Here is a 25,541-nt window from a genome sequence, read left to right as displayed (position 1 = left end):
GCAGCACGCTTTCAGTTGCTTTAGACCGCGCACCGGACCACCGCTCATGTGGAGTTACATCCTCAAACGTCTGCTGTTGATGATCCCGACGCTGCTCGGCGTGCTGACGCTGACGTTCGTCGTGATCCAGTTCGTGCCGGGCGGCCCGGTCGAACAGGCCGTTCACGATCTGCGCAAGGGCGCGGAGCAGGGCGCGCCGTTCGGCCTGCGCGCGCATTCGGGCGTCGACGCACAGCAGATCGCGCAACTCAAGGCGCTCTACGGCTTCGATAAACCGCCGCTCGAACGCTATGTGCTGATGCTCAAACGCTTCGCGCGCTTTGATCTTGGACAAAGCTATTTTCGTCATCAAAGCGTTTGGTCACTGATCGTCTCGAAGCTGCCGGTGTCGATCAGCATTGGCCTCTGGACCTTCTTCCTGACCTATCTCATATCGATACCGCTCGGCATCGCGAAAGCGGTGCGCAACGGTTCGCGCTTCGATGTCGCGACGAGCCTGCTGGTGCTGGTCGGTTATGCGATTCCTGGCTTCGTGCTGGGCGTGCTGCTGCTCGTGCTGTTTGGCGGCGGCTCGTTCCTGCAACTCTTTCCGTTGCGCAATCTCACGTCCGATAACTGGGCGCAACTGAGTGTCGGCGGCAAGATCGTCGATTATCTCTGGCACATCACGCTGCCGATTTTTGCTTCTGTGATCGGCAGCTTCGCGGTCATCACGATGCTGACGAAAAACGCGTTCCTCGACGAGATCCGCAAGCAATACGTGCTGACCGCGCGCGCGAAGGGCCTCTCCGAGCGGCGCGTGTTGTGGAAGCATATATTTCGCAACGCGCTGCTGCCGTTGATCGTCGGTTTTCCCGGTGCGTTCATCGGCGCGTTCTTCACGGGCAGCCTGCTGATCGAGACGCTGTTTTCGCTCGACGGTCTCGGGTTGCTGTCGTACGAATCGGTTGTGCGTCGCGACTATCCGGTCGTGCTTGGCACGCTGTATCTCTTTACGCTGATCGGTCTTGCGACCAGGCTGATTTCCGACCTGTGCTACGTCTGGGTCGATCCCCGTATTCAATTCGAGCAACTGGAGCGCTGACTTGAGCCAGGCCGTTCCAAACACCCGCACCGAGACGGTTCGCGCGTTCGTGTCGCCATCGCCGACGCGACGTATCTGGCAGCGCTTCAGGCAGCAGCGTCTCGGCTACTGGAGCCTGATCATTTTCTTCGTCGCGTTTGCGGCGAGTCTTGCCGGGCCGCTGTGGTCGAACGACAAGCCGGTCGTCGTGCGCTACGAAGGGCATCTGTATTTTCCGCTGTTCGAGACATATCCGGAAACCACATTCGGTGGCGACTTTCCGACGCCCGCGGATTACCTCGATCCGTACATCAAACATCGCTTCGACACGCCTGGCAACTTTGCGATCTATCCGCCGAATCCGTATTACTACGACACGCTCAACTATTTCTCGAAGGTGCCGAATCCTGCGCCGCCTTCGCGCGACAACTGGCTCGGCACCGATGATCGCGGCCGCGATCTGTTCGCGCGGCTGCTGTACGGCTTTCGTGTATCCGTCGAGTTTGCGCTGGTGTTGACGTTCATCGGTACGGTGATCGGCATTTTCACGGGTGCGATACAGGGATATTTCGGCGGACGGACCGACATCTTCGGCCAACGTTTGATCGAGATATGGAGTGCGATGCCGGAGCTGTATCTGCTGATCATCTTCGCGTCGATCTTCGAGCCTGGCTTCATCCTGCTGATCGTGCTGCTGTCGCTGTTCGGCTGGATCGGCCTGTCGGACTACGTGCGTGCGGAGTTTCTGCGCAATCGGCAACAGGACTATGTGCGCGCGGCGCGGGCGATGGGTCTGTCGAACTGGCAGATCATCTGGCGTCACGCGCTGCCGAACAGTCTCACGCCGGTCATCACGTTTCTGCCGTTTCGCATGAGCGGCTCGATTCTCGCGCTGACTAGCCTCGATTTCCTCGGCCTCGGCGTGCCATCGCCGACGCCCAGTCTTGGTGAACTGCTCGCGCAGGGTAAGGCCAATCTCGACGCGTGGTGGATCTCGCTGTCGACGTTCGGCGTGCTCGTCGCGACGCTGCTCCTGCTCACCTTCATGGGCGACGCGCTGCGCAACGCACTCGACACCCGCATCGCCGATGCCATGCGTGCCGGAGGCAACCAGTGAGCGGCGCGAACAATCCGACGACTCCGCCGTTCGCAGGGCCGCTGCTCGCGCTCGATCACCTGCGCGTCACTTTCGGCGACACGGTCGCGGTCAACGACGTGACGCTTGCCATCGAGCGCGGCGAGCGCGTTGCGCTTGTCGGCGAATCGGGTTCGGGCAAGAGCGTGACGGCACTGTCGATCCTGCGTCTGCTCAGCGACGCGCAGGTGAGCGGCTCGATCCGCTTCAACGGCGAGGAACTGCTGACGCAGAGCGAACGCGAGATGCGCGGCCTGCGCGGCTCCGACATCGCGATGATCTTCCAGGAGCCGATGACAGCGCTCAATCCGCTCTACACGATCGGTGACCAGATCGCGGAGACGATCGTGCTGCACGACGGCGTGTCGCCGCTCGAAGCGCGTAAGCGGACTGTCGCGCTGCTGGCACGCACGGGTATCGCGGAGCCGGAGAAGCGCGTCAACAGCTATCCGCATCAACTGTCGGGCGGCCAGCGGCAGCGCGCGATGATCGCGATGGCGCTGTCGTGCCGGCCGCGGCTGCTGCTCGCCGATGAGCCGACCACCGCGCTCGACGTCACGATCCGTGCGCAGATCGTCGAACTACTGCTCGAACTGCAGCGCGACGAAGCGGAGAAGCGCGGCATGGCCGTGCTGCTGATCACGCACGACCTGAATCTGGTGCGTCACTTCGCGCAACGTGTGGCGGTGATGGAGAACGGCGTGCTCGTCGAAAGCGGGCCGGTTGAACAGCTGTTCGCGTCGCCGAAACATCCGTATACGCAACGCCTGCTGCAAAGCCGCCCGGAGCGGACCGTGATGCCGGTCATGCCGATTGCCCCGGTCATCCTCGAGGCGCGCGATGTTTCGGTCGATTTCCGCACGAAGCTGCCGGGCGTGCGTGGCTGGTTCGGTTCGGGACGATTCCGCGCGGTTGCTGACGCGGATGTGTCCGTGAGGCAAGGCGAAACCCTCGGGATCGTCGGCGAATCGGGGTCAGGAAAATCCACGCTCGCGATGGCGCTCCTCGGTCTCCAGCGGACGGCGGCGGGAGAAATCGATTTCCAGGGCAGGGCGCTCAAGACGTATCGGGGGCAGGAACAGACCACGCTGCGCTCGAACATGCAGGTTGTCTTTCAGGACCCGTTCAGTTCGCTTTCTCCGCGACAGACCATCGAGCGGATCGTCGGCGAAGGCCTGGCGCTCCATCGGCCGCAGCTGGGTGCGCAGGGCCGGCGCGAAAAGGTCGTTTCGGTGCTGCGTGAGGTTGGCCTCGACCGGACGGTTCTGCAGCGCTATCCGCACGAATTCTCCGGCGGGCAACGACAGCGGATCGCTATCGCGCGTGCGCTGGTGCTGGAGCCGCGTCTGCTGATCCTCGATGAGCCGACCAGCGCGCTGGACGTATCGATCCAGCAGCAGGTGCTCAAGCTACTCGCCGGGTTGCAAAAAAAGTACAACCTCGGCTTCGTTTTTATCAGTCACGACCTGGCGGTGATCGGCGCGATGGCGCATCGGGTCGCGGTGATGCAGAACGGTTCTATCGTCGAGTCCGGGGATGTGGAGAAAATTTTTGCTGCGCCAGATCACCCTTACACGCGAAAGCTGCTGAAAGCTTCGTTCGCTACCTAACATTCACCAATTGGGTGCGTGTCTCGATTGTATTTTTCTATTTGTTTTGACAGATAAATACTTACTGGCTAGTATCGTCAAAACTTTCCGTATCCCACTGATTTTTAGGCAAAAACTACCGACCGATGCAGCACCGATCTCTAACCCAGGCTTGTGCGCGCGTCGTCGCCGGGATGTTCATCGGCGTCATGATGGCTGCAGCTCCCGGCGCGTTCGCCGACGAAGTAAGCAGTATTAACCAGAACGCCACATTTTCGATCCAGAATGGATCGAATTCGCTGTCCTCCCCCAATTCGCAAAACCAGAGCGCCGCATCGTCCAGCGATAGCGGCGCACGGTCGTTTCTTTCCGGCATGGCCGGCAAGGCTGGCGACGTCGTGGTGGGCGCGCTTAACATGATTGGCGTGCGCTACCGCTGGGGCGGCAATACGCCCGATTCGGGACTGGATTGCAGCGGCTTCGTCCGCTACGTGTTCCAGGACACGCTTGGCATGGCGCTGCCGCGTCGCGCGGAAGAAATGAGCCGCGTCGGCGAAAAAGTACGCATGAGCGAACTGAAGCCGGGCGATCTCGTGTTCTTCAACACAATGCGTCGGGCGGCGTCGCATGTGGGCATCTACATCGGCGACAACAAGTTCGTGCATTCGCCTTCCACCGGCAGCACCATCCGCGTCGACGATCTGGATGATGGCTACTGGGAAAAACGTTTCACGGGCGCCCGTCGTATCGAGACATCGTTCACGGAACAGCAGGACCTGCGTACGCGCGTGAACGCCACCATCGGCGGCAACTGATCGGCGCTACGGGTTGCACCTTGCAGGTACGAAAAAGCCCGCTTCGAAAGAAGCGGGCTTTTTTACTTCTGGCGCGAACCGACGGCTGAAATCAAGGCGCGCCAGCCGTCAGACGACCGGTCGGTCCGGCTGCGAGCCTGCGTTGCAACTCTGGCATGATCTTCGCGACCGCTTCCTCGCCGGCAAGAATCGCCGCGTTGCGCTGGCTGAAATCGCTGCTGTTCATCGCGGCGAGATTCGGGCGGATCACAATGTCGGCGTATTTTTCGAGTTCGTAGGCCTTGATCGTCTGGCCCATGATCGTGAATGTCTGCATCAGCACGTCGAACGAGCTGGCCGTGAGGGCCGTTTCCGGGCGCGCGGAGATATCGACTGCGATCACGAAGTCCGCACCCATTTTGCGGGCGAATGACGCCGGCACCGGGCTCACCAGACCGCCGTCGACGTATTCATGTCCACCGATCTTCACCGGCTCGAACACCGATGGCACGCTGCACGATGCGCGCACGGCAATGCCCGTGTTGCCGCGCTGGAACAGGATCGGCTGACCGGTTTTCAGATCGGTCGCGACGACGCCGAGCGGCTTCACCATCTTTTCGATCGGTCGATTGTTGAGCGTCGCGTTCAGGTAGTTCTGCAGCGCGATGCCCTGCAGAAGGCCGCGCGTGCGAAACGGCATCGCCCAGTCGCTGATCGACGCTTCGTCCATCTTCAACGCCAGCCGGTTCATGTCGATACCGGTCATGCCCGACGCGTACAGCGCACCCACCACCGAGCCCGCGCTCGTGCCGCACACCAGGTCAACCTGGATGTTGCGCGCTTCAAGCGCCTTGATCACGCCGATGTGCGCGAAGCCGCGCGCAGCGCCGCCGCCGAGTGCAATGCCGACTCGAACGGGTCGCGGCGGTTTGGCGACAGGCGGCGGATTGGTCGCGATCGGGTTGTCGGTCGACGCGCCGGCGCCGGATTTGCTGCCGGCCGTGTTCGTCGTCGCAGGCGTAGTCGTGCACGCGGTAAGGACGGCGGATGCCGCGGCAAGTGAAAAGGTGCGGCGGCTCAGGCGAGGGGATGACGGCTTCAACGATTTCTCCAGCGGCTGCGTTGCGCGACCCGGATCCGGGCATCTCGCGACAGGACGCAGCGATCATGCGTACACGAGCGCCCGTGGCGATCGCACCGCGCCGCGAACGGAACGGCGGCGCGCGCACATCATAAAGCAAAGCGCGATCGCCGCGCGGTTACGGCGTGTGGCAATCCCGCCTGGTAGCGTTGCGCGGCAATGCCCCGCGATTCCCGCCTCGCGCAAGCCAGCGCGGCGCGGGAAGCAGCAGCCGACGGGTATAATCGCCGTCTCGCATTTGTCATTCGAGTCCACGCGCCGCGTTGCACACTGCATGCGCCGCATGGACGCGTTCCGCTTTCGCGCGTCACCGCGACGATGTCCGCGCGTCGGCGCCTGCCTTCGAGTAACCGCATATGACCACACCCGTTCGTACCCGCTTCGCACCGAGTCCCACTGGCTTCATCCATCTGGGGAACATCCGTTCCGCGCTGTATCCGTGGGCGTTCGCCCGCAACAAGAAAGGCGCGTTCGTGCTGCGGATCGAGGACACCGACCTCGAACGATCGACGTCCGAATCTGTCGACGCGATCCTCGAAGGGATGGAGTGGCTCGGCCTCGATTACGACGAAGGTCCGTTCTACCAGATGCAGCGCATGGACCGTTATCGCGAAGTGCTGAAGCAGATGGCGGAGAAGGACCTCGTGTACCCGTGCTACATGTCCACGGAAGAGCTCGACGCGCTGCGCGAACGCCAGCGCGTCGCGGGCGAGAAGCCGCGTTACGACGGCACGTGGCGCCCGGAACCGGGCAAGGTGCTGCCGACGCCGCCTGCAGGCGTCGAGCCGGTGCTGCGCTTTCGCAATCCGCTGACGGGCACGGTCGCCTGGGACGACGCGGTGAAGGGGCGCATCGAGATCTCGAACGAAGAACTGGACGATCTCGTGATCGCGCGTCCGGACGGCACGCCGACGTACAACTTCTGCGTGGTCGTCGACGATATCGACATGCGCATCACGCACGTGATTCGCGGCGACGATCACGTGAATAACACGCCGCGTCAGATCAACATCCTGCGCGCACTCGGCGCAGAGCCGCCGGTCTATGCTCACCTGCCGACCGTGCTCAACGAGCAGGGCGAAAAGATGAGCAAGCGGCATGGCGCGATGAGCGTGATGGGCTATCGCGATGCCGGTTACCTGCCTGAGGCCGTGCTCAACTATCTCGCGCGGCTCGGCTGGTCGCACGGCGACGCGGAAATTTTCTCGCGGGAACAATTTGTCGAATGGTTCGACCTCGAGCATCTGGGCAAATCGCCGGCACAGTACGACCACGACAAGCTCAGCTGGCTGAACGCCCACTACATCAAGGAAGCCGACAACGCGCGTCTTGCGGGTCTCGCAAAGCCGTTCTTTGCCGCGCTGGGTATCGATGACGCGGCGCTTGCCAGCGGCGCCGATCTGACGGCTGTGGTGGGTTTGCTGAAAGACCGTGCGTCGACCGTCAAGGAGATCGCCGGGAACGCTGCGATGTTCTACCGTGAGCCGGCTCCGGAACCCGAAGCCGTTGCGCAACACGTGACCGACGCAGTGCGTCCCGCGCTTGCCGATCTGGTCAGCGCGTTGAAGAGCGCGGAGTGGACGAAGGAGGGCATCGCCGCTGCGCTGAAGGCCACGCTCGGCGCACACAAGCTGAAGATGCCGCAGCTCGCGATGCCGGTACGTCTGCTCGTCGCTGGCACGACGCACACACCTTCGATCGACAGCGTGCTGATGCTGTTCGGTCGTGATGTCGTTGTGAGTCGCATCGAGAACGCACTCGCCTGAACGATCAGCGTGGCCTGAACGAACGAACATGTGCACGCACGCATGCGGCTTCGAAAAAAGTCGCATGCGATGACTCACAGGGTATTTACAAAACGGGATTCGCTATCTACAATCTCGCTTCTGTTCTGCAAGGGGGTATAGCTCAGCTGGGAGAGCGCTTGCATGGCATGCAAGAGGTCAGCGGTTCGATCCCGCTTACCTCCACCATCAGAGCAGGTTGAAGTCTTTCGCGAACGCAGTGGTTGTAGCAAAAAAGACTTCACAAACGGCAGTATGGCAGTTAGAATGGCGTTCTTCGCTGTTAACGAAACGTTGACGTTAATTAGCAGCGAGAACAAGACAGAATCTGAAAAGATTATGTCCCCTTCGTCTAGAGGCCTAGGACATCACCCTTTCACGGTGAGTACAGGGGTTCGAATCCCCTAGGGGACGCCAGACATCAGCGTCGCTTCGTAGTTAAAGCGATGTCGCTTGCAGAGATTTAGCTATCGCTCGCGGGCCACGATGCAGTAAATGGAGTGGTAGTTCAGTTGGTTAGAATACCGGCCTGTCACGCCGGGGGTCGCGGGTTCGAGTCCCGTCCACTCCGCCAGACAAAGCCCGTTCAGGTGCGCTTGAGCGGGCTTTTTCATTAAAGGTGTAAGCGTACGTTGTCCCCTTCGTCTAGAGGCCTAGGACATCACCCTTTCACGGTGAGTACAGGGGTTCGAATCCCCTAGGGGACGCCAGACATCAGCAGCGCCATAACATGCCGGCGATGCAGCTTGAGAGAGATAACCAACGCTCACAAGCCACGATGCAGAAAACTGGAGCGGTAGTTCAGTTGGTTAGAATACCGGCCTGTCACGCCGGGGGTCGCGGGTTCGAGTCCCGTCCGCTCCGCCAGATCAAGGAAAGCCCGCTGAATTTTCAGCGGGCTTTTTCTTTTTCGTCGCCGGCTTTCGCCGACTCCTGTCGCCACCTTAGCCGCGGCTTCCATTGGCGCTTTCCCGGCCGGCCCACAGTCCTCACCGGGCCGCATCGGGCAAACCGCCCTTGCCAGCGCACGCCGCCTGTCTTACCTTTGTGGGTCATCACCCCGTCCGATGCGCCATGCTCGACCCGACCGAAGTTTTGTCGCCTGCCTTCCTGTTGCGCGAAGCCAGCATGGATGACTTCGAGTTTGCAGAAGCGCTCACGCGCAACAACATGGGCGGCTACTACAAGCGACACCATCTGGTGTGGCGCGGCGATCTGTTTCTCGCTAGCTGGCGCGAGTCGGAGAATTTCATCCTCGAAGTGGATGGCGAAGGGATCGGCGTTCTGCGGGTCACCGAAGAAGGCGACTCGCTGCATATCCGCGACGTGCAGATCGCCGAAGGACATCGTCGGCAGGGTGCCGGCACATACCTGCTGAACATGTCGCACCGGTGGGCGCGAGCGCGCGGGCTGAGGGAGTTGCAGCTGCGCGTTTTCGTCGACAACCCGGCCGCGCGGCTTTATCAACGAATGGGCTTCCGTCTCGCCGGGCCGCGTCTCGCGCAGCTTGGGGCGATCCGGCATATGGCACGCCGCGTCTGATACCTTCGATACCAGCGTGCCGCTATTTCAGCTGGCCGCGATGCGTGTCGTGCTCGTCCACGAGCAGATTGCTCTCGTCTTCATCCTCGCTGTGTTTGCCCTCGCGATGCTCGGCGCCACGTTCGATGAACGCACGTGGGCTCTCGCCAAACGCGCGCCGGAACATCGCAGAAAACGCACTCTGGCTTTGATAGCCCAGTTCCTGGGCGACCTGCGAAAGCGGCCGTCCCTGACTCAGCAACGGGATCGCACGCGCGAGAACGGCCTGCTGACGCCATTGCGAAAAACTCACACCGAGTTCCTGTCGAAACAGACGCGCGATGGTGCGCGTGCTGGCGCCCACGGTCGATGCCCAGCCTTCCAGAGAATCCGTATTGGCCGGGTCGGCGATGACGGCTTCGCACAGCGCCCTGAGTCGTTTCTCAGCTGGCATCGGCACCGAGAGGGGCAACGGTTCCGAGCGCGTCAGTTCATCAAGCGCCAGCGAGCCGAGTAGCCGCTCGCGTGCCACAGACAATCCAGCCGTATCGAGCGCGGCGATGACCTCACGCAGTAGCCCCGACACCTCGACCACACGGCACGTATCGAGCCCCGGCGGCACGACTGACTCGTTCACGTAGAGCGTGCGCAGAAAGGCATCCTCGACGATAACGACCTCGTGAGTGACGTAAGGCGGTACCCAGATCGCGCGCGATGGCGGCACCATCCAGGTCGTACCTGACGTTGTGATCCGCAATACGCCGCGTGACGCATACGCGACTTGCGCCCATGCGTGCGTATGACGCGCAACGCGCACGCCAGCGGGCATCGGCCGCGACCGGACGCGGATCGGATGTGTGGGCGTCGGCGCGAATTCCGGTGGTATGTCGGCGAAATCGACGCGCGTCGATTTCGGTGTGGCAATGGGCAGGTTCATGGAGAAGCAGGATCGCAACCGGATGCAAGGTGTGATGCCATTGTAGGGGCGTTGCGTGGACTTCGGCGCGGGTGTCATGCAGCGTTAGCCAGACGGCCGAGGGTTGCCCGAAATTCTTGCGGGGCATAATGCATGTCATCCGATTCATTTCTCTGGAGACATCGATGACCTTCGCAACTGCAGACCTGTGCGACGCCAATGAGGACCAGCTGGCCGCAGGCACACTTCGCGTACTCGAGCCTGTGTTTCGTTTGTGGGGCCGCACGGGTTCGTTTAGCGGCGAAGCCGTGACGTTGAAGCTGTTCGAAGACAACACGCTTGTACGCACCACGCTTGAAGAAAAGGGTGCAGGGCGCGTGCTGGTCGTGGATGGTGGGGGCAGTCTGCGATGCGCGCTCGTCGGCGGCAACCTCGGCCAGATTGCCGAAAAAAATGGTTGGGCGGGCATCGTCGTGAATGGCTGTGTGCGAGATACGCTCGAACTGAACGAATGCAATATAGGCATCGCTGCGCTCGCGACGCATCCACAACGAAGTCAGAAGCGCGGTGGCGGTGAGCGCGACGTGCCGGTACGTCTGCCGGGATCGGTCGTGCGTCCGGGCGAATGGGTCTATGCAGATATCGATGGCGTGCTGGTTGCAACCGCGCCATTGAACTGACCGGAAGAGGAAGAAGGCATGCAGAACGTATTTGTCTACGGCACGCTCCGGGCGGGCGAAGTCAACGACATCAGCGCGGCAGCCGCACGTCACGATATCGCGCCGCCCACCCTGCTCGGCACGGCGGCGGTGAAGGGCTGGCTATACGATTTCGGCTCGTATCCGGGCCTTGTTGTGGATGATCGGGGTGTGCCTGTCCTGGGCGACGTCTACGAAATCGACGACGAACTTGTGGCTGTGCTCGATGAAATCGAACAGGTATATCCGGGTGTCGAAGGGCTGTTTCGCGGACGTGACGCCACGATCGAGGTCGACGGCGTGGCGGTCGCGTGCCGCTTTTATCCGGTTATGAAAGAGGCGGTGGTCGGGCTGAAGGAGATTGCGTCGGGTGACTGGGTCGCGCATCGTCGCGGGCGATAGGGTGAAGCTCGCTTGCGGATGCATGACCGTCAGCGGGTCCATCGGGTTTTCGTCGACGTGGTAACAGGCGCAGCCACTGCCGCCACCGCAACGGATCCGTCCTCCGTAGCGACCGGCGCCAGCGGATAAAGCGTAACGGCCCAACAAGCCTTGACCTGTTGGGCCGTTACGTCACACGCTGGAACCGCGCTAAACCTGCGGCGAAGCGCTCACGCGGGCTCGCGATCACACGAACGCGGCAGCATCAGATCTCCTCGTACAGCGGCAGTGTCAGAAACTCGGTGAAGCTCTCCGAGGTCGACATCTGTTCGAAGATTTCTGCCGCGCGTTCGTACGGCTTCGTGTCGCCGCCTACCGCGGTCCTGACCTTGTCGAGTTCCTGTCTGATCAGGTCGCGCACCAGCGCGGCGGTGACCTTGCGATCGTCGTCAAGCTTGCCCTTCGGCGAACGGATCCATTGCCACACCTGCGAGCGCGAGATCTCGGCAGTCGCCGCATCTTCCATCAGGTTATGGATCGGCACGCAGCCATTGCCAGCGAGCCACGAGCCCAGATAGTGAATGCCGACGTTGATGTTGTTGCGCAGACCGGCTTCGGTGATTGGCGCTTCCGGACGGAAGTCGGTCAGGTCCTTCGCGGTAACCTGCACGTCTTCACGCTGTTTGCCGATCTGGTTCGGTTTGTCGCCCAGCACCTTGACGAACTCTTCCATTGCGATGGGCACGAGACCCGGGTGAGCGACCCAGCCGCCGTCGTAACCGTCGCCAGCGTCGCGCGCCTTGTCGGAACGCACACCGCCCATCGCCTTGTCGTTGGCGGCGGGGTCATTCTTGATCGGGATCAGCGCGCTCATGCCGCCGATCGCGGGTGCGTTACGACGATGGCATGTCTTGAGCAGCTGCAAGGCGTAAGCGCGCATGAACGGTACGGTCATCGTGATCTGCGAACGGTCCGCCAGACAGAAGTCCTTGTCGTTCTTGAACTTCTTGATCGCCGAGAAGATGTAGTCCCAACGGCCCGCGTTCAGGCCCGAGCTGTGCTCGCGAAGTTCGTACAGGATCTCATCCATTTCGAACGCCGCGAGAATCGTCTCGATCAACACTGTCGCGCGAATCGTGCCGCGTGGAATGCCAACCGCTTCCTGAGCCGCGACGAAGATGTCGTTCCACAGACGCGCTTCAATGTGGCTCTCCAGCTTCGGCAGATAGAAGTACGGACCCGAGCCGCGTGCCACCAGTTCCTTCGCGTTATGGAACAGGAACAGCGCGAAATCGAAGATGCCGCCGGACACGCGCTGGCCGTCGACCGTCACATGCTTCTCGTCGAGATGCCATCCGCGCGGACGCACGATCAGCGTCGCGACCTTGTCGTTGAGACGGTACGACTTGCCGTTCTGCTCGAGCGAGATCGTTTTGCGCACTGCGTCTTTCAGGTTGAGATGCCCGGTGATCAGGTTGTCCCAGCTCGGCGCGTTCGAATCCTCGAAGTCCGTCATGTACGAATCCGCGCCCGAATTCAGCGCGTTGATGATCATCTTGCGTTCCACCGGCCCGGTGATCTCGACGCGACGGCATTCGAGATCCTTCGGCAGCGCTGCAACCTTCCAGTCGCTGTCGCGGATGTGCTGCGTTTCAGCGAGGAAGTCGGGCCGCTCGCCGGCGTCGAGGCGCTTCGTGCGTTCGGCGCGCACCTTCAACAGTTGCTGGCGACGTGGCTCGAACACGCGATGCAGATTCGCAACGAGGTCCAGCGCGTCGGGCGTGAGAATCGATTCGAAGCCCGGCTTGATTTCAGCGGTGATCCGCATGCCCTGCGGCAGTTGCAACGACAACGACGATGTATTCGTCATGGTTTCTCCCTTGGTCGGTCAGATTATGAAATTGCGATGAGGTGTTGCATGCCCGTTCAATGCCGTTCATTCCGCGTGGCACCAGGGCTGCGGCGCGTGCGGCCTGAACTTTTGTCGGGCGGCGAAAGCGAAAGGGTGTCCAGAAACGCGGACAGATCGGCAAGACTTGCGCCGGTGCCATGCGGGCTGACGCCGAGTTCCTCGGTCGGCCCGTGCGCACGGTTGATCCAGAAAGTGGTGTAGCCGAACCACGTCGCGCCGGCCGCGTCCCAGCCGTTCGACGACACGAACACGATCTCGCGCGGCGTCGCGCCAAAGGCGGCCGTGCCGAGTGCGTAGGCGGCCGGCGCAGGCTTGTAGGCGCGCACCGCGTCGACCGACAGCACGTGATCGAAGAGGCCGGTCATTCCCGCGCTCTTGATGGCGATATCGAGCATCTGCGGGTTGCCGTTCGACAGAATAGCCAGGCCGATGCGCTCGCCGGCCACACCATCGGTGCCGCTGGCTTTACGGTCGCGCAACTGGCGCAGCGCCGGCACGGCGTCGGGGAAGGCGGAGAGGCACGCGTATTCGTCCATCAGGCGCTTTTCGGCGGCCGTGTTCAGCGTGAGGCCGAGCTTGCGCGCGGAGAAGCGCAATGCGTCGAGCGTGATGGTCCAGAACGGTTCGTAGCGCGCACCGCCGATATCCGACAGCGTACGCAACTGCGTGTATTCGATCTGCTTTTGACGCCACAGCAGCGAAAGTGCATCGCCGTGGCCGGGGAACATCTGCTCTGCGGCAGCGACGACCGAATGCACGTCGAAAAGCGTGCCGTACGCGTCGAAAATCACTGCTTTGGGGAAGAGTGTCGTTGTGGCCGACATTGCCGTGCGCTCCAGTCAGAGGTCAAGACGGATTCTATTAGTGATGTCTTGCGCTTAAAAAGACCATAAACATCACTTGATCTTTTACTTTCATATACCTAATCTGGCGCTCAATGCCATTTTCAGCGTCCACGCGACGCGCCCACTCGCCATGGACCGTTTCAAGCAGATCGAAACTTTCATCGCCGTCGCGACGCGGGGCAGCCTGTCGTCGGCTGCGCAGGCCGAAGGCGTCGCGCCAGCCATCATCGGACGCCGCATCGATGCGCTCGAAGAGCGTCTCGGCGTGAAACTGCTTGTGCGCACGACACGGAAAATCACGCTGACGTTCGAAGGCTCTGCGTTTCTCGAAGACTGCCAGCGCGTCATTCACGACATGCAGAACGCGGAGGCGAGCGTGTCGGCGGGCGGCGTGAAGGCAAGCGGGCATCTGCGCGTGTCGGCGCCGGCGGGCTTCGGGCGACGTCACGTCGCGCCGCTCGTACCGGCTTTCACGGTGGCGCATCCCGATGTATCGATCACGCTCGATCTCTCGGACCGGATGGTCGATCTGGTCAACGAAGGGTTCGACTGCGCGGTGCGGCTCGGCGAACTGCCCGATTCGTCGCTGGTGTCGCTGCGGCTGGGCGACAACCGGCGCGTCGTCGTCGCTTCGCCGGCTTATCTGGCGCGTCGCGGCGCGCCGCAGACGCTCGCCGAACTCGCTCGTCACAACTGCCTCGCGCTGGGCGCAAGCGCGAACCAGCAGCGCGGCTGGATGTTCCAGCAGGGCGATAAAACCGTATCGATCAGGGTCTCCGGCACGATGGAGTGTTCGGACGGCGCGGTGCTGCATGAGTGGTGTCTCGAAGGCTACGGGCTTGCCTGGCGCTCCTGGTGGGAAGTCGGAACGGACATCGCGGCCGGACGCCTCGTCGCGGTGCTCGACGAGTTCGCGGCCCCGCCCATCGGCATACACGCCGTGTTTCCGCAGCGTCGCCATCTGCCGCTGCGTGTGCGGCTTTTTCTCGACTTCCTGAAACATACGTACAGTCATCCAGGCTATTGGGGCTAGCGCAAAGCCACGGCCCACGAGGCTCGCGCGGGTTTCCGATATGCGGACAGACCCGCACGCGGGCCGTGTTGCTGATTTCTGCGCACTACAATCGATTCGAGGCGCCGCGCGTTGCCAGACGAACTGCACACGTCCTGCATCCCCCGGACCTGCCGGAATGTCACAGCTGACGACGGAGGGCACGATGTTCAAGCACATCCTTGTTCCGACCGATGGTTCAGATCTGTCGAAAATGGCCATCGACGGTGCAATCGATCTCGCGAGAGCCGTCGGTGCACGCGTCACGGCATACGCGTGTCTGCCGCAATATCCCTACTCACCGTTTTCCGAGGTCGTGATCGAGCCGCCCGTCGATTTTCAGGAGCGCAGCGAACGCGAAGCGCGCCTGCATCTGCGGGAGGTCGAACAGGCGGCGCTCGAAGCAGGCGTCGACTGCTCCAGTGAGACCAGTGTTCATCCGTCACCGTACCTCGGCATCATCGAGGCGGCGGAGCGGGGCGGCTGCGACGTCATCTTCATGGCATCGCACGGCAGGCGCGGGCTCGGCAGTCTGCTGATCGGCAGCGAGACCCAGCGTGTCCTCACCCATACGAAAATTCCGGTGATCGTCTACCGCTAGGCTTGCGGACCACCTTCCACCCTGGCGTCAGCCGCGTGACCGGGACCGGTGCGGCGCGTTCAGGACAGGCAAGGAAAAACGCGCCGGCGGGTAGCCGACGCGCGTTGTGTCAGTTCCCAGCACGGGATGCCGTGCCGAAACTCCTCGCAGGTGCCATTCCAGCCGCCGGTGTGTGACTGGCAGCCGGGCTTCCTTTCGTGACGGCCCTCTGCGGGGCCGTTTCTCCCTGTTTTGCCTGTCGTGCCGTTCGGGCCGCAATCAGTCCACGGTTAGCCGGATCAGGCGACCTTCTTGTCGAAGAACTGCTCGTCTTCCGTCGAGCCGTGCAGGGCCGTCGTCGACGCATCGCGCTCGACGGTTTGCGTCACAGCGTCGAAGTAGCCGGTGCCGACTTCGCGCTGGTGCTTCACCGCGGTGAAGCCCTTTTCGGCTGCCGCGAATTCAGCCTGCTGCATTTCGACGAAGGCGCTCATCTGCGTGCGGGCATAGCCGTGTGCGAGGTTGAACATCGAGTAGTTCAGCGCGTGGAAGCCGGCGAGCGTGATGAACTGGAACTTGTAGCCCATCGCGCCGAGTTCCTTCTGGAACTTCGCGATCGTCGCATCGTCGAGGTTCTTCTTCCAGTTGAACGACGGCGAGCAGTTGTACGACAGCAGCTTGTCCGGGAACTGCTTGTGGATCGCTTCAGCGAATTTCTTCGCGAACTCGAGATCCGGCTTGCCGGTTTCGCACCAGATCATGTCGGCGTACGGTGCGTAGGCGAGGCCACGCGAAATTGCCTGTTCGATGCCCGGCTTCGTGCGGTAGAAGCCTTCGATCGTGCGCTCGCCGGTCAGGAACGGCTTGTCGTTGTCGTCGATGTCCGACGTCACGAGGTCAGCCGCTTCCGCGTCCGTGCGGGCAAGCAGGATGGTCGGAGTGCCGGAGACATCAGCCGCGAGACGCGCAGCCGTCAGCTTCGCGATGTTTTCGCGCGTCGGCACGAGCACCTTGCCGCCCATGTGGCCGCATTTCTTCACCGAGGCCAGCTGGTCTTCGAAGTGGACGCCTGCGGCGCCGGCTTCGATCATCGACTTCATCAGTTCGAACGCGTTCAGCACGCCGCCGAAACCGGCTTCCGCATCAGCGACGATCGGTGCGAAGTAGTCGATATAGCCTTCGTCACCCGGGTTCTTGCCTTCTGACCACTGGATCTGGTCGGCACGCGTCAGCGTGTTGTTGATGCGCTTCACGACGAGCGGCACTGAGTTCGCCGGGTACAGCGACTGATCGGGATACATTTCGCCCGCAACGTTCGCGTCGCCGGCCACCTGCCAGCCCGACAGATAGATTGCCTTCAGGCCGGCCTTCACCTGCTGCATGGCCTGATTGCCGGTCAGCGCGCCGAGTGCATTGACGAACGGCTCGTTGTGGATGGATTCCCACAGCTTTTCTGCGCCGCGCTTCGCGAGCGTGTGCTCGACAGGCACGGAGCCGCGCAGACGCACCACGTCTTCAGCGGAATACGTCCGCTTGATGCCCTTCCAGCGCGGATCGGTGTCCCATTGCTGTTGAAGTTGTTGAGCCTGTTGTTGACGTGACATGGTGTGCTCCTTTGATTTGCCGTAATAGGGTGGATCAGTTGACTCGTGTCTCCTGCGATTCGGGCTTTCCGGCTGCTCCGTTTCGTGAAGTCTTATATAAGAGTCTAGGCAAATCGAGCCAGGTGCAACAGCCATGATCTCAGCTTTGCTTGAGATTTTTTATTGTTATAAATCAATGGTATATTTGTTTTATTTCACAATGAGAAACGCAATTTCCCCTGTTGCAACAGCTTATGTTGTGCCACGCAACACGATTTTTTACGACGCAAAAAATTTTTCCACATTGTGAAATTTCGAAGATGCGGCGAGAGGGCGAAAAAAAACCGGTGCATGAGCACCGGTTTTCCTTGATACCTGATACGGCACGGGGCCGCTTGCATCGATATAGACACAGCTTCGGGGTCTGCATACACCGCAGACCCTGCCGTCTGTGACTGTTTAGCTGCCGCGACGCGCCGTACGCGGACCGTCGCTGCGACGGGCGCCATAGCCGCCGTCACGCGAGCCGCCGTAGCCTTCACGCGAACCGCCGCCTGCCGACTTGCCTGCCCAGCCGCCGCCGCCCGTGCGAGCGCCGCCGCCGTTGCCAGCCGGCTTGCCGGCGCCAGTGCCGCTACCGAAGCGACGGCCACCGCCGTTGCCACCACCCGGACGGCCACGGCCGCCGAAACCCGGACGGCCATTGCCCGACGGAGCCGATTTGCGCGGCTCGAAGCCTTCAACGACGTTGACCGGCAGCGGGGTACGCACGAAACGCTCGATGCGCTTCAGCGCGCCCTGTTCGGCGTGATGCACGAGGCTGACTGCGATACCCGAGCGACCAGCACGGCCAGTACGGCCGATACGGTGCACGTAGTCTTCAGCGAACTTCGGCAGATCGTAGTTGAACACGTGCGTGATGCCCGGAATGTCGATGCCGCGAGCAGCCACATCCGTTGCCACGAGGACACGTACCTTGCGATCGCGCAATGCCTTGATCGTGCGGTTACGCGCGCCCTGCGGCAGATCGCCATGCAGCGCGGCCGATTCGAAACCGGCGTCGGCGAGACGGCCAGCCAGCTGGTCCGCTTCGTTCTTCGTTGCCGTGAACACGATGGCCTGGTCTAGGCCGGAGTCGCGCAGCAGATGGTCGAGCAGGCGATCCTTGTGATCGCGGTCATCGACGTAATGCACGGTCTGCGCAATGTTCGTACGCTGTTCCATGCGCTGGACGATTTCGATGCGTTCCGGATCCTTCAGCAGGCGGCCGATCAGCGAACCGATCTTGCCGTCGAGCGTGGCCGAGAACAGCATCGTTTGACGCGATGTGGGTGTCGCCTTGACGATCGTTTCGATGTCTTCGATAAAGCCCATGTCGAGCATGCGATCGGCTTCGTCGAGGACGAGGATCTGCAGTTGCGACAGGTCAATACGGCCGCGTTCCAGGTGGTCCAGCAGACGGCCCGGCGTTGCGACGAGAATTTCGGGGTTCTTGGCGAGCAGCATCAGCTGCTGGCCGTACGCCACGCCGCCCAGAATGCTGACGGTGCGCAGACGCTTAAGGTGCTTGCCGTACGTCGACGCGGCGGTGGTGACCTGCATCGCGAGTTCGCGGGTCGGCGTCAGAACCAGCAGGCTCGGACGGGCAACCGGTTGCGGACGGCGCACGCTGCGATCCGGGCCGGAGCCTGCGTTACGCGGCTGCGCAGCCTGGGTCTTTTGCAACTGGGCGAAACGCTCGATGGCCGGCAGCATGAAGGCTGCCGTCTTGCCGGAGCCGGTCGGGCTCGACACCATCAGGTCGCGGCCAGCGATAGCTGCAGGAATGGCACGCTGCTGCACCGGCGTCGGCGACGAATAGCCGGCGGCCGTCAGCGCGGAGACGATTTCCGGCGACAGGCCAAGCGACGCGAACGTCGGACCGGTCGGCGCGCCTGCTTCGACAGCGGCGGCTTCGATCGCGACGTCAGACGTGGCGATGGCGGCAGGCGTATCGAGACCGAGGGCTTGATCGGCGATGGCGTTCAACGGGCTGGGGGTATTGCTCGAAGTCATGAGAATCCTTGAAACACGGGAAGTGAAACGTCGGCGCCAATCGGCATACCCAAGTCGTCGGATTCAGCGAGCAAAGAAGCAGCGAGCAAATCGAAAAACGGGGGCAGCTCGCAACAATGAAGGCGAGCTTTTCGTTAGAAGCTGTATCGGATGCGACAAGCCGATATTGGCATTGTCGCCAGCCTGGTACTTGACGGCCCGGAAAGAGGGCCTGCTGGCAGGAGGGGACAGGTTCTAAACTGGATTGGAGCAAAACGCTACGAGGCGCTGCGCAGCAACGGCCGGAATGAAAACCGGGCAAAGCAGTGAAGCGCAGGCGCATTATATAGGGTTTTGCTGCACTGCGCCACTATCCCGGAATTGCCGGCGGCGGATGGATGGGACGGCGCCCTTGGCTATCTCAAGCTGATGCGCCGCTCTTCAGCGATTCGACCAGTTCGACATATTGCTGTTTCGCTGCGTCCTGTGCGGTGCCCTTGAGCGCCTTCCATGCGTCGTACTTGTATTTACCGACGATGTCGGTGAAACCGGGCTTGTCGCCGTGAACGTCGCCGTCGGTGGCCTGCTTGAACAACGCGTACAGACGCAGCAGCGTCAGGTTGCCCGGGCGCTCCGGCAGTTGCTTCACGTCTTGCTGGGCCTGCGCGAACAGTGCGTTGATGTCGCTCATAGTTGTTCTCCATGCTTTTCGAGATCGGCCGGTGATCATATCAAGCGTCGCCGGGCAAATGGCTGGAGCGATTCTTCCAAACGGCGCGAGCTATCGACTCGACGCCCGCGACGATGCCGATGCGGTTCGCGTCCCGGCAACGCGGGGCGCCGCATTACAATAGCGGTCATGACTCGAATCGTGCTGCTTGCCCTTGATACGTCGACCGAATTCTGCTCGGTCGCGCTTTTGTCCGCCGGTCCCGATGTGGACGCCGACGCTTCGCCTGTCAACCCGACTGTCGAGTTGCCGCGCGTATGGGTGCGTCACGAAGCGACGGGCGCGGTGTCCAGTACGCGCCTGTTGCCGGCGATCCGCGAACTTTTCGATGAAGCGGGCCTCGCGCTCGCCGACTGTGACGCCATTGCGTTCGGCGCCGGCCCCGGTTCGTTCACTGGCCTGCGCACTGCGACTGGCGTCGCTCAGGGGCTTGCGTTCGGCCTCGATATTCCGGTGGTGCCGGTCGGTACACTGCTCGCGTGCGCCGAAAGCGCGCGGCTGCGCGATCCGTCGACGATCCGGGTGCTGGCTGCGCTCGACGCCCGTATGGACGAAGTCTACTGGGCCGATTACGCGTGGGACGCCGGGCAGTGTGAGTGGCGCACGGTCCATCCAGCCTCGCTCGACGCGCCTGACAAAACTGCGGTTCCTGACGCACCCTTTACATTGGCAGGCAATGCCGCCGCGGCGTTCGGCGAGCGCCTCGTGGCGGCGGCGCGCGCGCGGGTGATCGATGCCGAAGCATTGCCGCACGCGATGCCGGTCGCGATGGTCGCGCTGCGCGCGTATCGCGCGGGCCGCACGGTGCCGGCCGATCAGGCCGCGCCTGAATACATCCGCGACAAGGTTGCGCAGACCACGGCCGAGCGCATGGCCGCGAAGACCGCGCAGCACGGATCGCCGACTGGCCAGCCGGCCCAGTCCGCTCAACCGGTACAGCCCGCTGAATCCGCTCAGTCCGCCCAGCCGGCGCAAGGTGAGGGCGCGCAATGAGCGGCGTGCTGCTCGCCGACCGCTACGTATCGCCGATGACAGAAGGCGATCTGGACGAGGTCGCCGCGATCGAGAAACTCGCCTACGAGTTTCCGTGGAGCCGCGGCAATTTCGCGGACTCGTTGCGCAACGGCTATTTGGGCATCTGCCTGCGCCACGTTACGGGCACACTTATCGGGTATTGCGTGCTGATGCCGGTAGTGGACGAAATGCATCTGCTGAATCTGTGCGTCGCGCCTGCGTCGCAGGGCGCGGGCGCCGGCCTGACGCTGCTGCGCGAAGCGGTACGTATCACGCGCACCGAGAAACTCGACGGGCTGCTGCTGGAAGTGCGGCCGTCCAATCACCGTGCCATCCGTCTTTATGAGCATTTTGGGTTCTCATCGATCGGACGGCGCAAGAACTATTATCCGGCGCGACATCGCAGCCGGGAGGACGCCATCGTGATGCGTTTTTCGTTTGCAAGGGAGGGCGCAGATGGCGTTCTCTGAATCGGCGCTGGAAGAACTCGGCCTCGCGCCGACGTGGGTGCGACGCGGGGTGCGGCCGGCGGTTGAAGCGATCGACGCCGTCGATGCGATCGATGCCGTCAAAACGGTCGACGCCGTCGCACAGGCAGTCGATACGTCGTTGCGATCGCAACCGCAGTCGGGGCGCGAGGTCAGCGTTACGTTGCATCAGCAACGGCCTTCCGCGCCGGACGAAGAACCCGCGTGGCTGGACGACGTTCCCGCTGAACCACCGGCCCGCGCCCGGGCGAAAACCATCGTCGCCGATGTCGACAACGGCACCGCCACCGAACCGTCGATCGCCACCCTCGACTGGGATACGCTGAGTGCGCGCGTCGCTGCCTGCGAGCGCTGCCGCCTGTGCGAAAAGCGCACGAATACGGTATTCGGCGTCGGTGACCGTAACGCCGACTGGATGCTGATTGGCGAAGCGCCAGGCGAAAACGAAGATCGCCTCGGCGAACCGTTTGTCGGCCAGGCGGGCAAGCTGCTGGACAACATGCTGCGTTCGCTGACGCTCGCGCGCGACACCAACGTCTATATCGCCAACGTGATCAAGTGCCGGCCGCCCGGCAATCGCAATCCCGAGCCTGACGAGGTGGCGCGCTGCGAGCCGTATCTGCAACGTCAGGTGTCACTCGTCAAACCGAAGGTCATCGTCGCGCTTGGCCGCTTTGCCGCGCAGAGTCTGCTGAAGACCGAGGCAAGCATTTCGTCGCTGCGCGGTCGCGTGCACGAGTACGAAGGTGTGCCGGTCATCGTCACCTATCACCCGGCGTATCTGCTGCGCAGCCTGCCGGACAAGGCGAAAGCGTGGGCCGACCTGTGCCTCGCGCGCGATACGTGGCAGAAAGCGGCCGGCGCGCCGTCCCGCTGATGAATGCCGCCGTCGGGCCCGTGGCGGATGCCGCAGCGCCTGCCGCGCGGCTCGACCTGCTGCGCGACGCCGTCGTACGCGATCTCGCCTGGCTTCTCTTCAGCCCGGATCTGTTGCGCGCGCAACCACCTGCAGGCATGCTCGCGCGCCTCTTCGAAACGGCCGCCGAGGAAACCGCTACGATCGACTGGCTGTGCGCACTCGATGCCGCGCCGGAAAGCCTGCATCGACACATCGCCGCGTCGCGGATCACGCGACTCGGCCGGTACGCGGAGTGTCTGCTCGGCTGGTTTCTTCAACATGGACCGGCGGCGCGGCTCGTCGCGGCGAACATCGCCTTGAGGCGCGCGGGCGTGACGCTCGGCGAATGCGATTTTCTGGTGGAAACGGCGAGCGGTCGGCGGCTGCATTGGGAGCTCGCGGTGAAGTGCTATCTGCATGCCGGTGACGGTCGCTCGGAACTGGCGGATTACGTTGGGCCGAATCTGCAGGATCGCTTCGATCTGAAGCTGTCGCATCTCCTCGATCATCAACTGCCGCTCAGCGCGCGCGAAGAATTTGTGACACTCGGGCATCGCGGTCCATGGGAACCGCAGATGTTCATCAAGGGATGGTTGTTCTACGGCGTCACGGACAGCGATGCCGGTTCGCGTCACGAAGCGCCGCAGATCGATCCCGCCCACGCGCGCGGCTGGTGGTCGACCCGTGCGGACTGGCCGGCGTTCGCGGCAACCCAGGCGGATGCGTGGAAGGTGTTGCCGCGTCTCGAATGGCTGGCGCCGCGCCGTTATGAGGCGCGTGGGGCGTCGCCGGAAACGGCGTTCGTCGATGCCGCCACGCTGTTTACCCAGTTCGAACGGCAAACCGGTCCAACGATGGTTGCGGCATTCGCGCTCGATGAGGCGGGGCGGTGGATCGAGCAGTCACGCGGCTTTGTCGTTCCCGACGACTGGCCGCGACGCGGTCAGGCGTTCGCGCGTCAGTGATCGGGGCGGCCGGTGCGTAGCGGCGCCGGTCTCAAACCAGCCACCGAAATTCGCCACTTAAGGACTCCGTCCGCGGGTTCGCCGACACAAGGCATCGCCGTTCTTAACCCCTGCGGTCAATGTCGCGCTTCAGTGACTTTCGTTGGCGACGTGAACGCCGCCTTTACCACCACCGATAAAAATGATGCACCGGCCCGACGCCGCTACCGACGTCCAGCCGGTCGCTCTGTTCGAGCGCGCCGGTCAGGTACAGCTTCGCCTCGGCGACTGCGCTGGCCAGATCGCTACGCTGCGGAATCAGCGCCGCGATCGCCGACGACAACGTGCAGCCGGTCCCGTGCGTATTTTTCACCGGCACGCGCGGGCCGCCGAGCCGCAGTGTGCCGCTTTCCTGAACCAGCCAGTCCGGGCTGTCGGACGAGGCGAGGTGGCCGCCTTTCATCAGCACCGCACGCGCGCCAAGCGCACGCAGCGCTTCGCCCTGGCGGACCATCGCGGTTTCGTCGGTGGCAGCGGCTTCGCCGAGCAGGGCGGCCGCTTCGGGCAGGTTGGGCGTCAGCAGATCGGCCAGCGGCAACAGTTCATCACGTACTGCCGCGACGGCATCCGGCGCCAGCAGCGCGTGATTGCTCTTTGAAATCATCACGGTATCGAGCACGACGTACTTCGGACGATGACGACGCAATGCCTCGGCCACAGCGCGCGCAATCTGTGCGTTGGCCAGCATGCCGATCTTGACGGCGTCGATGCGGATATCGTCGAACACGGCGTCGAGTTGCGCGGTGACGAACGCAGGGTCAGGCGTGTGGATCGCCGTGACGCCGCGCGTGTTCTGGGCCGTGAGCGCGGTGATCACGCTCGCGCCGTACGCGCCGAGTGCCGAGAACGCCTTGAGGTCGGCCTGAATGCCAGCGCCGCCGCCTGAATCGGAGCCGGCGATCGTCAGGACGTTGGGTATGGATTGAGTCATGGGAAAGCGTGCGGAAAGGGGGAGATGCGCGTGCGGTCGGACCCGATGGAAGGCTGGCGCGCGAGCGGCGCGCCACCTGTCCTCAGTGCTTCACTTCGCCGATCAGCGCGACGGAGTCGAACGCGCGCTGGTTAGCCTGATGTCGCCGCATCACAAACCACATCATCAGGCAGACGAACGTGCCGAACAGCACGATCACAGCCGACACCGGCACATCGAGCCACACCAGCACGGCGTACAGGCACAGCATCACGAGCACCGACAGGTTCTCGTTGAAGTTCTGCACGGCAATCGAGTGACCCGCCGACAGCAGCACGTGCCCGCGATGCTGAAGCAGCGCATTCATCGGCACGACGAAAAAGCCCGACAGGCCGCCGACGACCATCAGGAACAGATACGCAATCAGCAGATAGCCCGGCACGTGCATCCTGCCGAAATAAATGCCCCAGTGCGCCGGAAACATCGTCTTCGTATAGAACGCCATCAGCATCACGGCGATGCCCATCATGATGCCTACCGGCAGCACCGACAGTGACTTTCTGAGCGGCACCTTCGCGGCCGCGATCATCGCGCCCGCTGCCACGCCGACCGCGACGATGGCCTGCAGGATCGCGCCTTCAGACAGCGACATGCCAAGTGACACTTCCGCCCACTTCAACACGATGAACTGCAGCGTCGCGCCTGCGCCCCAGAAGAGCGTCGTGACCGCGAGCGAGATCTGGCCGAGCTTGTCACGCCACAGCACCAGAAAGCAGTCGGCGAAATCGGTGACGAGTTTGATCGGGCCGCGTTCCTGTTTCGGATAGCGGGCGCCGGTGTCGGGAATGCGCAGATTGAAGAGCGCGGCGATCACATAGAACACCATGATCACGAGCATCGCGGCTTCAGCGGGCGTGTTGATCGTGGGAATGTGATGCCGGAGGATGGGCGCCGCGATGTGCGGGCTGATCAGCGCGCCACCCAGCACCGTGCCGAGAATGATCGAGCCGACGGTCGTGCCTTCGATCCAGCCATTCGCCGCGACGAGCCGCTCGGGCGGTAACAGTTCAGTGAGGATGCCGTACTTGGCCGGCGAGTAGGCTGCGGCGCCGAAGCCCACGATGCCATAGGCAATCAGCGGATGCGCGCCGATCAGCATCGCGATGCAGCCGAGCACCTTGATCGTATTCGTGACGAACATCACGTGACCCTTGGGTCGCGAATCGGCGAAAGCGCCGACGAAAGCAGCAAGAACGACGTATGACAGCACAAAGAACAGCTTGAGCAGCGGCGTCATCCAGTTCGGAGCGTGAAGGTCTTTCAGCAGCGCGATAGCAGCAATCAGAAGCGCATTGTCGGCCAGCGACGAAAAAAACTGCGCGGCCATGATTGTGTAAAAACCTTTTTTCATCTGATGCGATGCTGTCCTCGCTGCGGTCTGTCCGCCCCGGCCGTGTGCAATGCGTCCGG

At 62.6% G+C, this 25,541-nt stretch carries 23 protein-coding genes and 5 tRNA genes; 19 read left to right on the top strand and 9 right to left on the bottom strand.

What is annotated here, in order from left to right; genetic code table 11:
* The first annotated feature begins 46 nt into the window (after nucleotides 1–46).
* From P3T21_RS19685 to P3T21_RS19670, 4 genes are all read left to right on the top strand, one after another.
* Entirely contained in the window at nucleotides 47–1,084 is a 1,038-nt protein-coding gene (locus P3T21_RS19685) for a microcin C ABC transporter permease YejB (RefSeq protein WP_429257621.1), read from the top strand.
* A gap of 1 nt (nucleotide 1,085) precedes the next feature.
* Nucleotides 1,086–2,180, top strand: coding sequence for an ABC transporter permease (locus P3T21_RS19680; protein WP_429257620.1), 1,095 nt, complete (start codon nucleotides 1,086–1,088; stop codon nucleotides 2,178–2,180).
* A complete protein-coding gene (locus P3T21_RS19675) occupies nucleotides 2,177–3,808 on the top strand; it encodes an ABC transporter ATP-binding protein (RefSeq protein WP_429257619.1) in 1,632 nt (543 codons plus the stop codon). Before P3T21_RS19680 ends, P3T21_RS19675 begins: the two co-directional genes overlap by 4 nt.
* A gap of 125 nt (nucleotides 3,809–3,933) precedes the next feature.
* On the top strand, nucleotides 3,934–4,602 hold the full coding sequence (locus tag P3T21_RS19670) for a C40 family peptidase (protein WP_429257618.1): 669 nt from the start codon (nucleotides 3,934–3,936) through the stop codon (nucleotides 4,600–4,602).
* A gap of 91 nt (nucleotides 4,603–4,693) precedes the next feature.
* Here the strand turns inward: P3T21_RS19670 and P3T21_RS19665 are convergent, their stop codons facing one another.
* The gene (locus P3T21_RS19665; RefSeq protein ID WP_429257617.1) at nucleotides 4,694–5,683 is read right to left on the bottom strand and encodes a patatin-like phospholipase family protein; all 990 of its coding nucleotides are present in this window, start codon (nucleotides 5,681–5,683) and stop codon (nucleotides 4,694–4,696) included.
* A 395-nt stretch (nucleotides 5,684–6,078) separates the two neighbouring features.
* On the opposite strand from P3T21_RS19665, the gene gltX reads away from it, so the two are divergent.
* The 7 genes from gltX to P3T21_RS19630 all read left to right on the top strand — a co-directional run bounded on the left by gltX (nucleotide 6,079) and on the right by P3T21_RS19630 (nucleotide 9,048).
* Nucleotides 6,079–7,488, top strand: a complete 1,410-nt coding sequence (gene gltX, locus P3T21_RS19660; RefSeq protein WP_429257616.1) for a glutamate--tRNA ligase — start codon at nucleotides 6,079–6,081, stop codon at nucleotides 7,486–7,488.
* A gap of 131 nt (nucleotides 7,489–7,619) precedes the next feature.
* Nucleotides 7,620–7,695 (top strand) — tRNA-Ala (locus P3T21_RS19655).
* A gap of 152 nt (nucleotides 7,696–7,847) precedes the next feature.
* Nucleotides 7,848–7,923: transfer RNA gene (locus tag P3T21_RS19650), tRNA-Glu, on the top strand.
* Between the two features lie 80 nt (nucleotides 7,924–8,003).
* Nucleotides 8,004–8,080 (top strand) — tRNA-Asp (locus tag P3T21_RS19645).
* A gap of 60 nt (nucleotides 8,081–8,140) precedes the next feature.
* Nucleotides 8,141–8,216 (top strand) — tRNA-Glu (locus P3T21_RS19640).
* A gap of 80 nt (nucleotides 8,217–8,296) precedes the next feature.
* Nucleotides 8,297–8,373, top strand: a tRNA-Asp gene (locus tag P3T21_RS19635).
* A gap of 207 nt (nucleotides 8,374–8,580) precedes the next feature.
* The gene (locus P3T21_RS19630; protein WP_429257615.1) at nucleotides 8,581–9,048 is read left to right on the top strand and encodes a GNAT family N-acetyltransferase; all 468 of its coding nucleotides are present in this window, start codon (nucleotides 8,581–8,583) and stop codon (nucleotides 9,046–9,048) included.
* Between the two features lie 22 nt (nucleotides 9,049–9,070).
* Here P3T21_RS19630 and P3T21_RS19625 read toward each other — a convergent pair whose 3' ends face one another.
* Nucleotides 9,071–9,964 carry an AraC family transcriptional regulator gene (locus tag P3T21_RS19625; RefSeq protein ID WP_429257614.1) on the bottom strand — a complete coding sequence of 298 codons (894 nt, stop codon included), beginning with the start codon at nucleotides 9,962–9,964 and terminating at the stop codon, nucleotides 9,071–9,073.
* A 164-nt stretch (nucleotides 9,965–10,128) separates the two neighbouring features.
* Here P3T21_RS19625 and rraA point away from each other — a divergent pair, with 164 nt between their 5' ends.
* Nucleotides 10,129–10,623: a ribonuclease E activity regulator RraA gene (gene rraA, locus P3T21_RS19620; RefSeq protein ID WP_429257613.1), complete on the top strand. Its 495-nt coding sequence runs from the start codon at nucleotides 10,129–10,131 to the stop codon at nucleotides 10,621–10,623.
* A gap of 18 nt (nucleotides 10,624–10,641) precedes the next feature.
* On the top strand, nucleotides 10,642–11,043 hold the full coding sequence (locus P3T21_RS19615) for a gamma-glutamylcyclotransferase family protein (RefSeq protein ID WP_429257612.1): 402 nt from the start codon (nucleotides 10,642–10,644) through the stop codon (nucleotides 11,041–11,043).
* Between the two features lie 244 nt (nucleotides 11,044–11,287).
* Here P3T21_RS19615 and aceB read toward each other — a convergent pair whose 3' ends face one another.
* Together aceB and P3T21_RS19605 are read right to left on the bottom strand one after the other, a co-directional pair.
* Nucleotides 11,288–12,892 carry a malate synthase A gene (aceB, locus tag P3T21_RS19610; protein WP_429257611.1) on the bottom strand — a complete coding sequence of 535 codons (1,605 nt, stop codon included), beginning with the start codon at nucleotides 12,890–12,892 and terminating at the stop codon, nucleotides 11,288–11,290.
* A gap of 56 nt (nucleotides 12,893–12,948) precedes the next feature.
* On the bottom strand, nucleotides 12,949–13,758 hold the full coding sequence (locus P3T21_RS19605) for a haloacid dehalogenase type II (protein WP_429257610.1): 810 nt from the start codon (nucleotides 13,756–13,758) through the stop codon (nucleotides 12,949–12,951).
* 151 nt (nucleotides 13,759–13,909) lie between these two features.
* On the opposite strand from P3T21_RS19605, the gene P3T21_RS19600 reads away from it, so the two are divergent.
* Complete coding sequence (locus P3T21_RS19600; protein WP_429257609.1) at nucleotides 13,910–14,812, top strand: LysR family transcriptional regulator; 903 nt, start codon at nucleotides 13,910–13,912, stop codon at nucleotides 14,810–14,812.
* A gap of 184 nt (nucleotides 14,813–14,996) precedes the next feature.
* Nucleotides 14,997–15,431: a universal stress protein gene (locus P3T21_RS19595; protein WP_429257793.1), complete on the top strand. Its 435-nt coding sequence runs from the start codon at nucleotides 14,997–14,999 to the stop codon at nucleotides 15,429–15,431.
* A 278-nt stretch (nucleotides 15,432–15,709) separates the two neighbouring features.
* Here the strand turns inward: P3T21_RS19595 and aceA are convergent, their stop codons facing one another.
* The 3 genes from aceA to P3T21_RS19580 form a co-directional block, all read right to left on the bottom strand.
* The gene (gene aceA / locus P3T21_RS19590; RefSeq protein ID WP_429257608.1) at nucleotides 15,710–17,014 is read right to left on the bottom strand and encodes an isocitrate lyase; all 1,305 of its coding nucleotides are present in this window, start codon (nucleotides 17,012–17,014) and stop codon (nucleotides 15,710–15,712) included.
* Between the two features lie 438 nt (nucleotides 17,015–17,452).
* Nucleotides 17,453–19,048: a DEAD/DEAH box helicase gene (locus P3T21_RS19585; protein WP_429257607.1), complete on the bottom strand. Its 1,596-nt coding sequence runs from the start codon at nucleotides 19,046–19,048 to the stop codon at nucleotides 17,453–17,455.
* A 400-nt stretch (nucleotides 19,049–19,448) separates the two neighbouring features.
* Complete coding sequence (locus tag P3T21_RS19580; RefSeq protein WP_429257606.1) at nucleotides 19,449–19,718, bottom strand: acyl-CoA-binding protein; 270 nt, start codon at nucleotides 19,716–19,718, stop codon at nucleotides 19,449–19,451.
* 168 nt (nucleotides 19,719–19,886) lie between these two features.
* Between P3T21_RS19580 and tsaB the strand changes: the two genes are divergently transcribed.
* The 4 genes from tsaB to P3T21_RS19560 are packed head-to-tail and all read left to right on the top strand — an operon-like array spanning nucleotide 19,887 to nucleotide 23,122.
* Nucleotides 19,887–20,750: a tRNA (adenosine(37)-N6)-threonylcarbamoyltransferase complex dimerization subunit type 1 TsaB gene (tsaB, locus tag P3T21_RS19575; RefSeq protein WP_429257605.1), complete on the top strand. Its 864-nt coding sequence runs from the start codon at nucleotides 19,887–19,889 to the stop codon at nucleotides 20,748–20,750.
* Nucleotides 20,747–21,241 carry a ribosomal protein S18-alanine N-acetyltransferase gene (gene rimI / locus P3T21_RS19570; RefSeq protein WP_429257604.1) on the top strand — a complete coding sequence of 165 codons (495 nt, stop codon included), beginning with the start codon at nucleotides 20,747–20,749 and terminating at the stop codon, nucleotides 21,239–21,241. Before tsaB ends, rimI begins: the two co-directional genes overlap by 4 nt.
* Nucleotides 21,228–22,136 (top strand): uracil-DNA glycosylase, encoded by a 909-nt coding sequence (locus P3T21_RS19565; protein ID WP_429257603.1) that lies wholly within the window; start codon nucleotides 21,228–21,230, stop codon nucleotides 22,134–22,136. Before rimI ends, P3T21_RS19565 begins: the two co-directional genes overlap by 14 nt.
* Nucleotides 22,136–23,122, top strand: a complete 987-nt coding sequence (locus P3T21_RS19560) for a DUF1853 family protein (RefSeq protein ID WP_429257602.1) — start codon at nucleotides 22,136–22,138, stop codon at nucleotides 23,120–23,122. The genes P3T21_RS19565 and P3T21_RS19560 overlap by 1 nt, the downstream gene beginning before the upstream one ends.
* Nucleotides 23,123–23,285: 163 nt before the next feature.
* On the opposite strand, the gene thiD is transcribed toward P3T21_RS19560, so the two are convergent.
* The gene (thiD, locus tag P3T21_RS19555; RefSeq protein WP_429257601.1) at nucleotides 23,286–24,092 is read right to left on the bottom strand and encodes a bifunctional hydroxymethylpyrimidine kinase/phosphomethylpyrimidine kinase; all 807 of its coding nucleotides are present in this window, start codon (nucleotides 24,090–24,092) and stop codon (nucleotides 23,286–23,288) included.
* Nucleotides 24,093–24,174: 82 nt separating this feature from the next.
* Nucleotides 24,175–25,482: a lysophospholipid transporter LplT gene (lplT, locus tag P3T21_RS19550; RefSeq protein ID WP_429257600.1), complete on the bottom strand. Its 1,308-nt coding sequence runs from the start codon at nucleotides 25,480–25,482 to the stop codon at nucleotides 24,175–24,177.
* Between the last annotated feature and the right edge of the window lie 59 nt (nucleotides 25,483–25,541).

Origin of the sequence: Paraburkholderia sp. GAS334, from assembly GCF_050436625.1 — a bacterium.
GTDB lineage: Bacteria > Pseudomonadota > Gammaproteobacteria > Burkholderiales > Burkholderiaceae > Paraburkholderia.
This window is presented reverse-complemented; position numbering and strand designations above follow the sequence as displayed.

Coding starts and splice junctions, on each gene's coding strand:
- P3T21_RS19685 (WP_429257621.1), top strand. CDS start 47: ATGTGGAGTTACATCCTCAAACGTCTGCTGTTGATGATCCCGACGCTG.
- P3T21_RS19670 (WP_429257618.1), top strand. CDS start 3,934: ATGCAGCACCGATCTCTAACCCAGGCTTGTGCGCGCGTCGTCGCCGGG.
- gltX (WP_429257616.1), top strand. CDS start 6,079: ATGACCACACCCGTTCGTACCCGCTTCGCACCGAGTCCCACTGGCTTC.
- P3T21_RS19630 (WP_429257615.1), top strand. CDS start 8,581: ATGCTCGACCCGACCGAAGTTTTGTCGCCTGCCTTCCTGTTGCGCGAA.
- P3T21_RS19625 (WP_429257614.1), bottom strand. CDS start 9,964: ATGAACCTGCCCATTGCCACACCGAAATCGACGCGCGTCGATTTCGCC.
- rraA (WP_429257613.1), top strand. CDS start 10,129: ATGACCTTCGCAACTGCAGACCTGTGCGACGCCAATGAGGACCAGCTG.
- P3T21_RS19615 (WP_429257612.1), top strand. CDS start 10,642: ATGCAGAACGTATTTGTCTACGGCACGCTCCGGGCGGGCGAAGTCAAC.
- aceB (WP_429257611.1), bottom strand. CDS start 12,892: ATGACGAATACATCGTCGTTGTCGTTGCAACTGCCGCAGGGCATGCGG.
- P3T21_RS19605 (WP_429257610.1), bottom strand. CDS start 13,758: ATGTCGGCCACAACGACACTCTTCCCCAAAGCAGTGATTTTCGACGCG.
- P3T21_RS19600 (WP_429257609.1), top strand. CDS start 13,910: ATGGACCGTTTCAAGCAGATCGAAACTTTCATCGCCGTCGCGACGCGG.
- P3T21_RS19595 (WP_429257793.1), top strand. CDS start 14,997: ATGTTCAAGCACATCCTTGTTCCGACCGATGGTTCAGATCTGTCGAAA.
- aceA (WP_429257608.1), bottom strand. CDS start 17,014: ATGTCACGTCAACAACAGGCTCAACAACTTCAACAGCAATGGGACACC.
- P3T21_RS19585 (WP_429257607.1), bottom strand. CDS start 19,048: ATGACTTCGAGCAATACCCCCAGCCCGTTGAACGCCATCGCCGATCAA.
- P3T21_RS19580 (WP_429257606.1), bottom strand. CDS start 19,718: ATGAGCGACATCAACGCACTGTTCGCGCAGGCCCAGCAAGACGTGAAG.
- tsaB (WP_429257605.1), top strand. CDS start 19,887: ATGACTCGAATCGTGCTGCTTGCCCTTGATACGTCGACCGAATTCTGC.
- rimI (WP_429257604.1), top strand. CDS start 20,747: ATGAGCGGCGTGCTGCTCGCCGACCGCTACGTATCGCCGATGACAGAA.
- P3T21_RS19565 (WP_429257603.1), top strand. CDS start 21,228: ATGGCGTTCTCTGAATCGGCGCTGGAAGAACTCGGCCTCGCGCCGACG.
- P3T21_RS19560 (WP_429257602.1), top strand. CDS start 22,136: ATGAATGCCGCCGTCGGGCCCGTGGCGGATGCCGCAGCGCCTGCCGCG.
- thiD (WP_429257601.1), bottom strand. CDS start 24,092: ATGACTCAATCCATACCCAACGTCCTGACGATCGCCGGCTCCGATTCA.
- lplT (WP_429257600.1), bottom strand. CDS start 25,482: ATGAAAAAAGGTTTTTACACAATCATGGCCGCGCAGTTTTTTTCGTCG.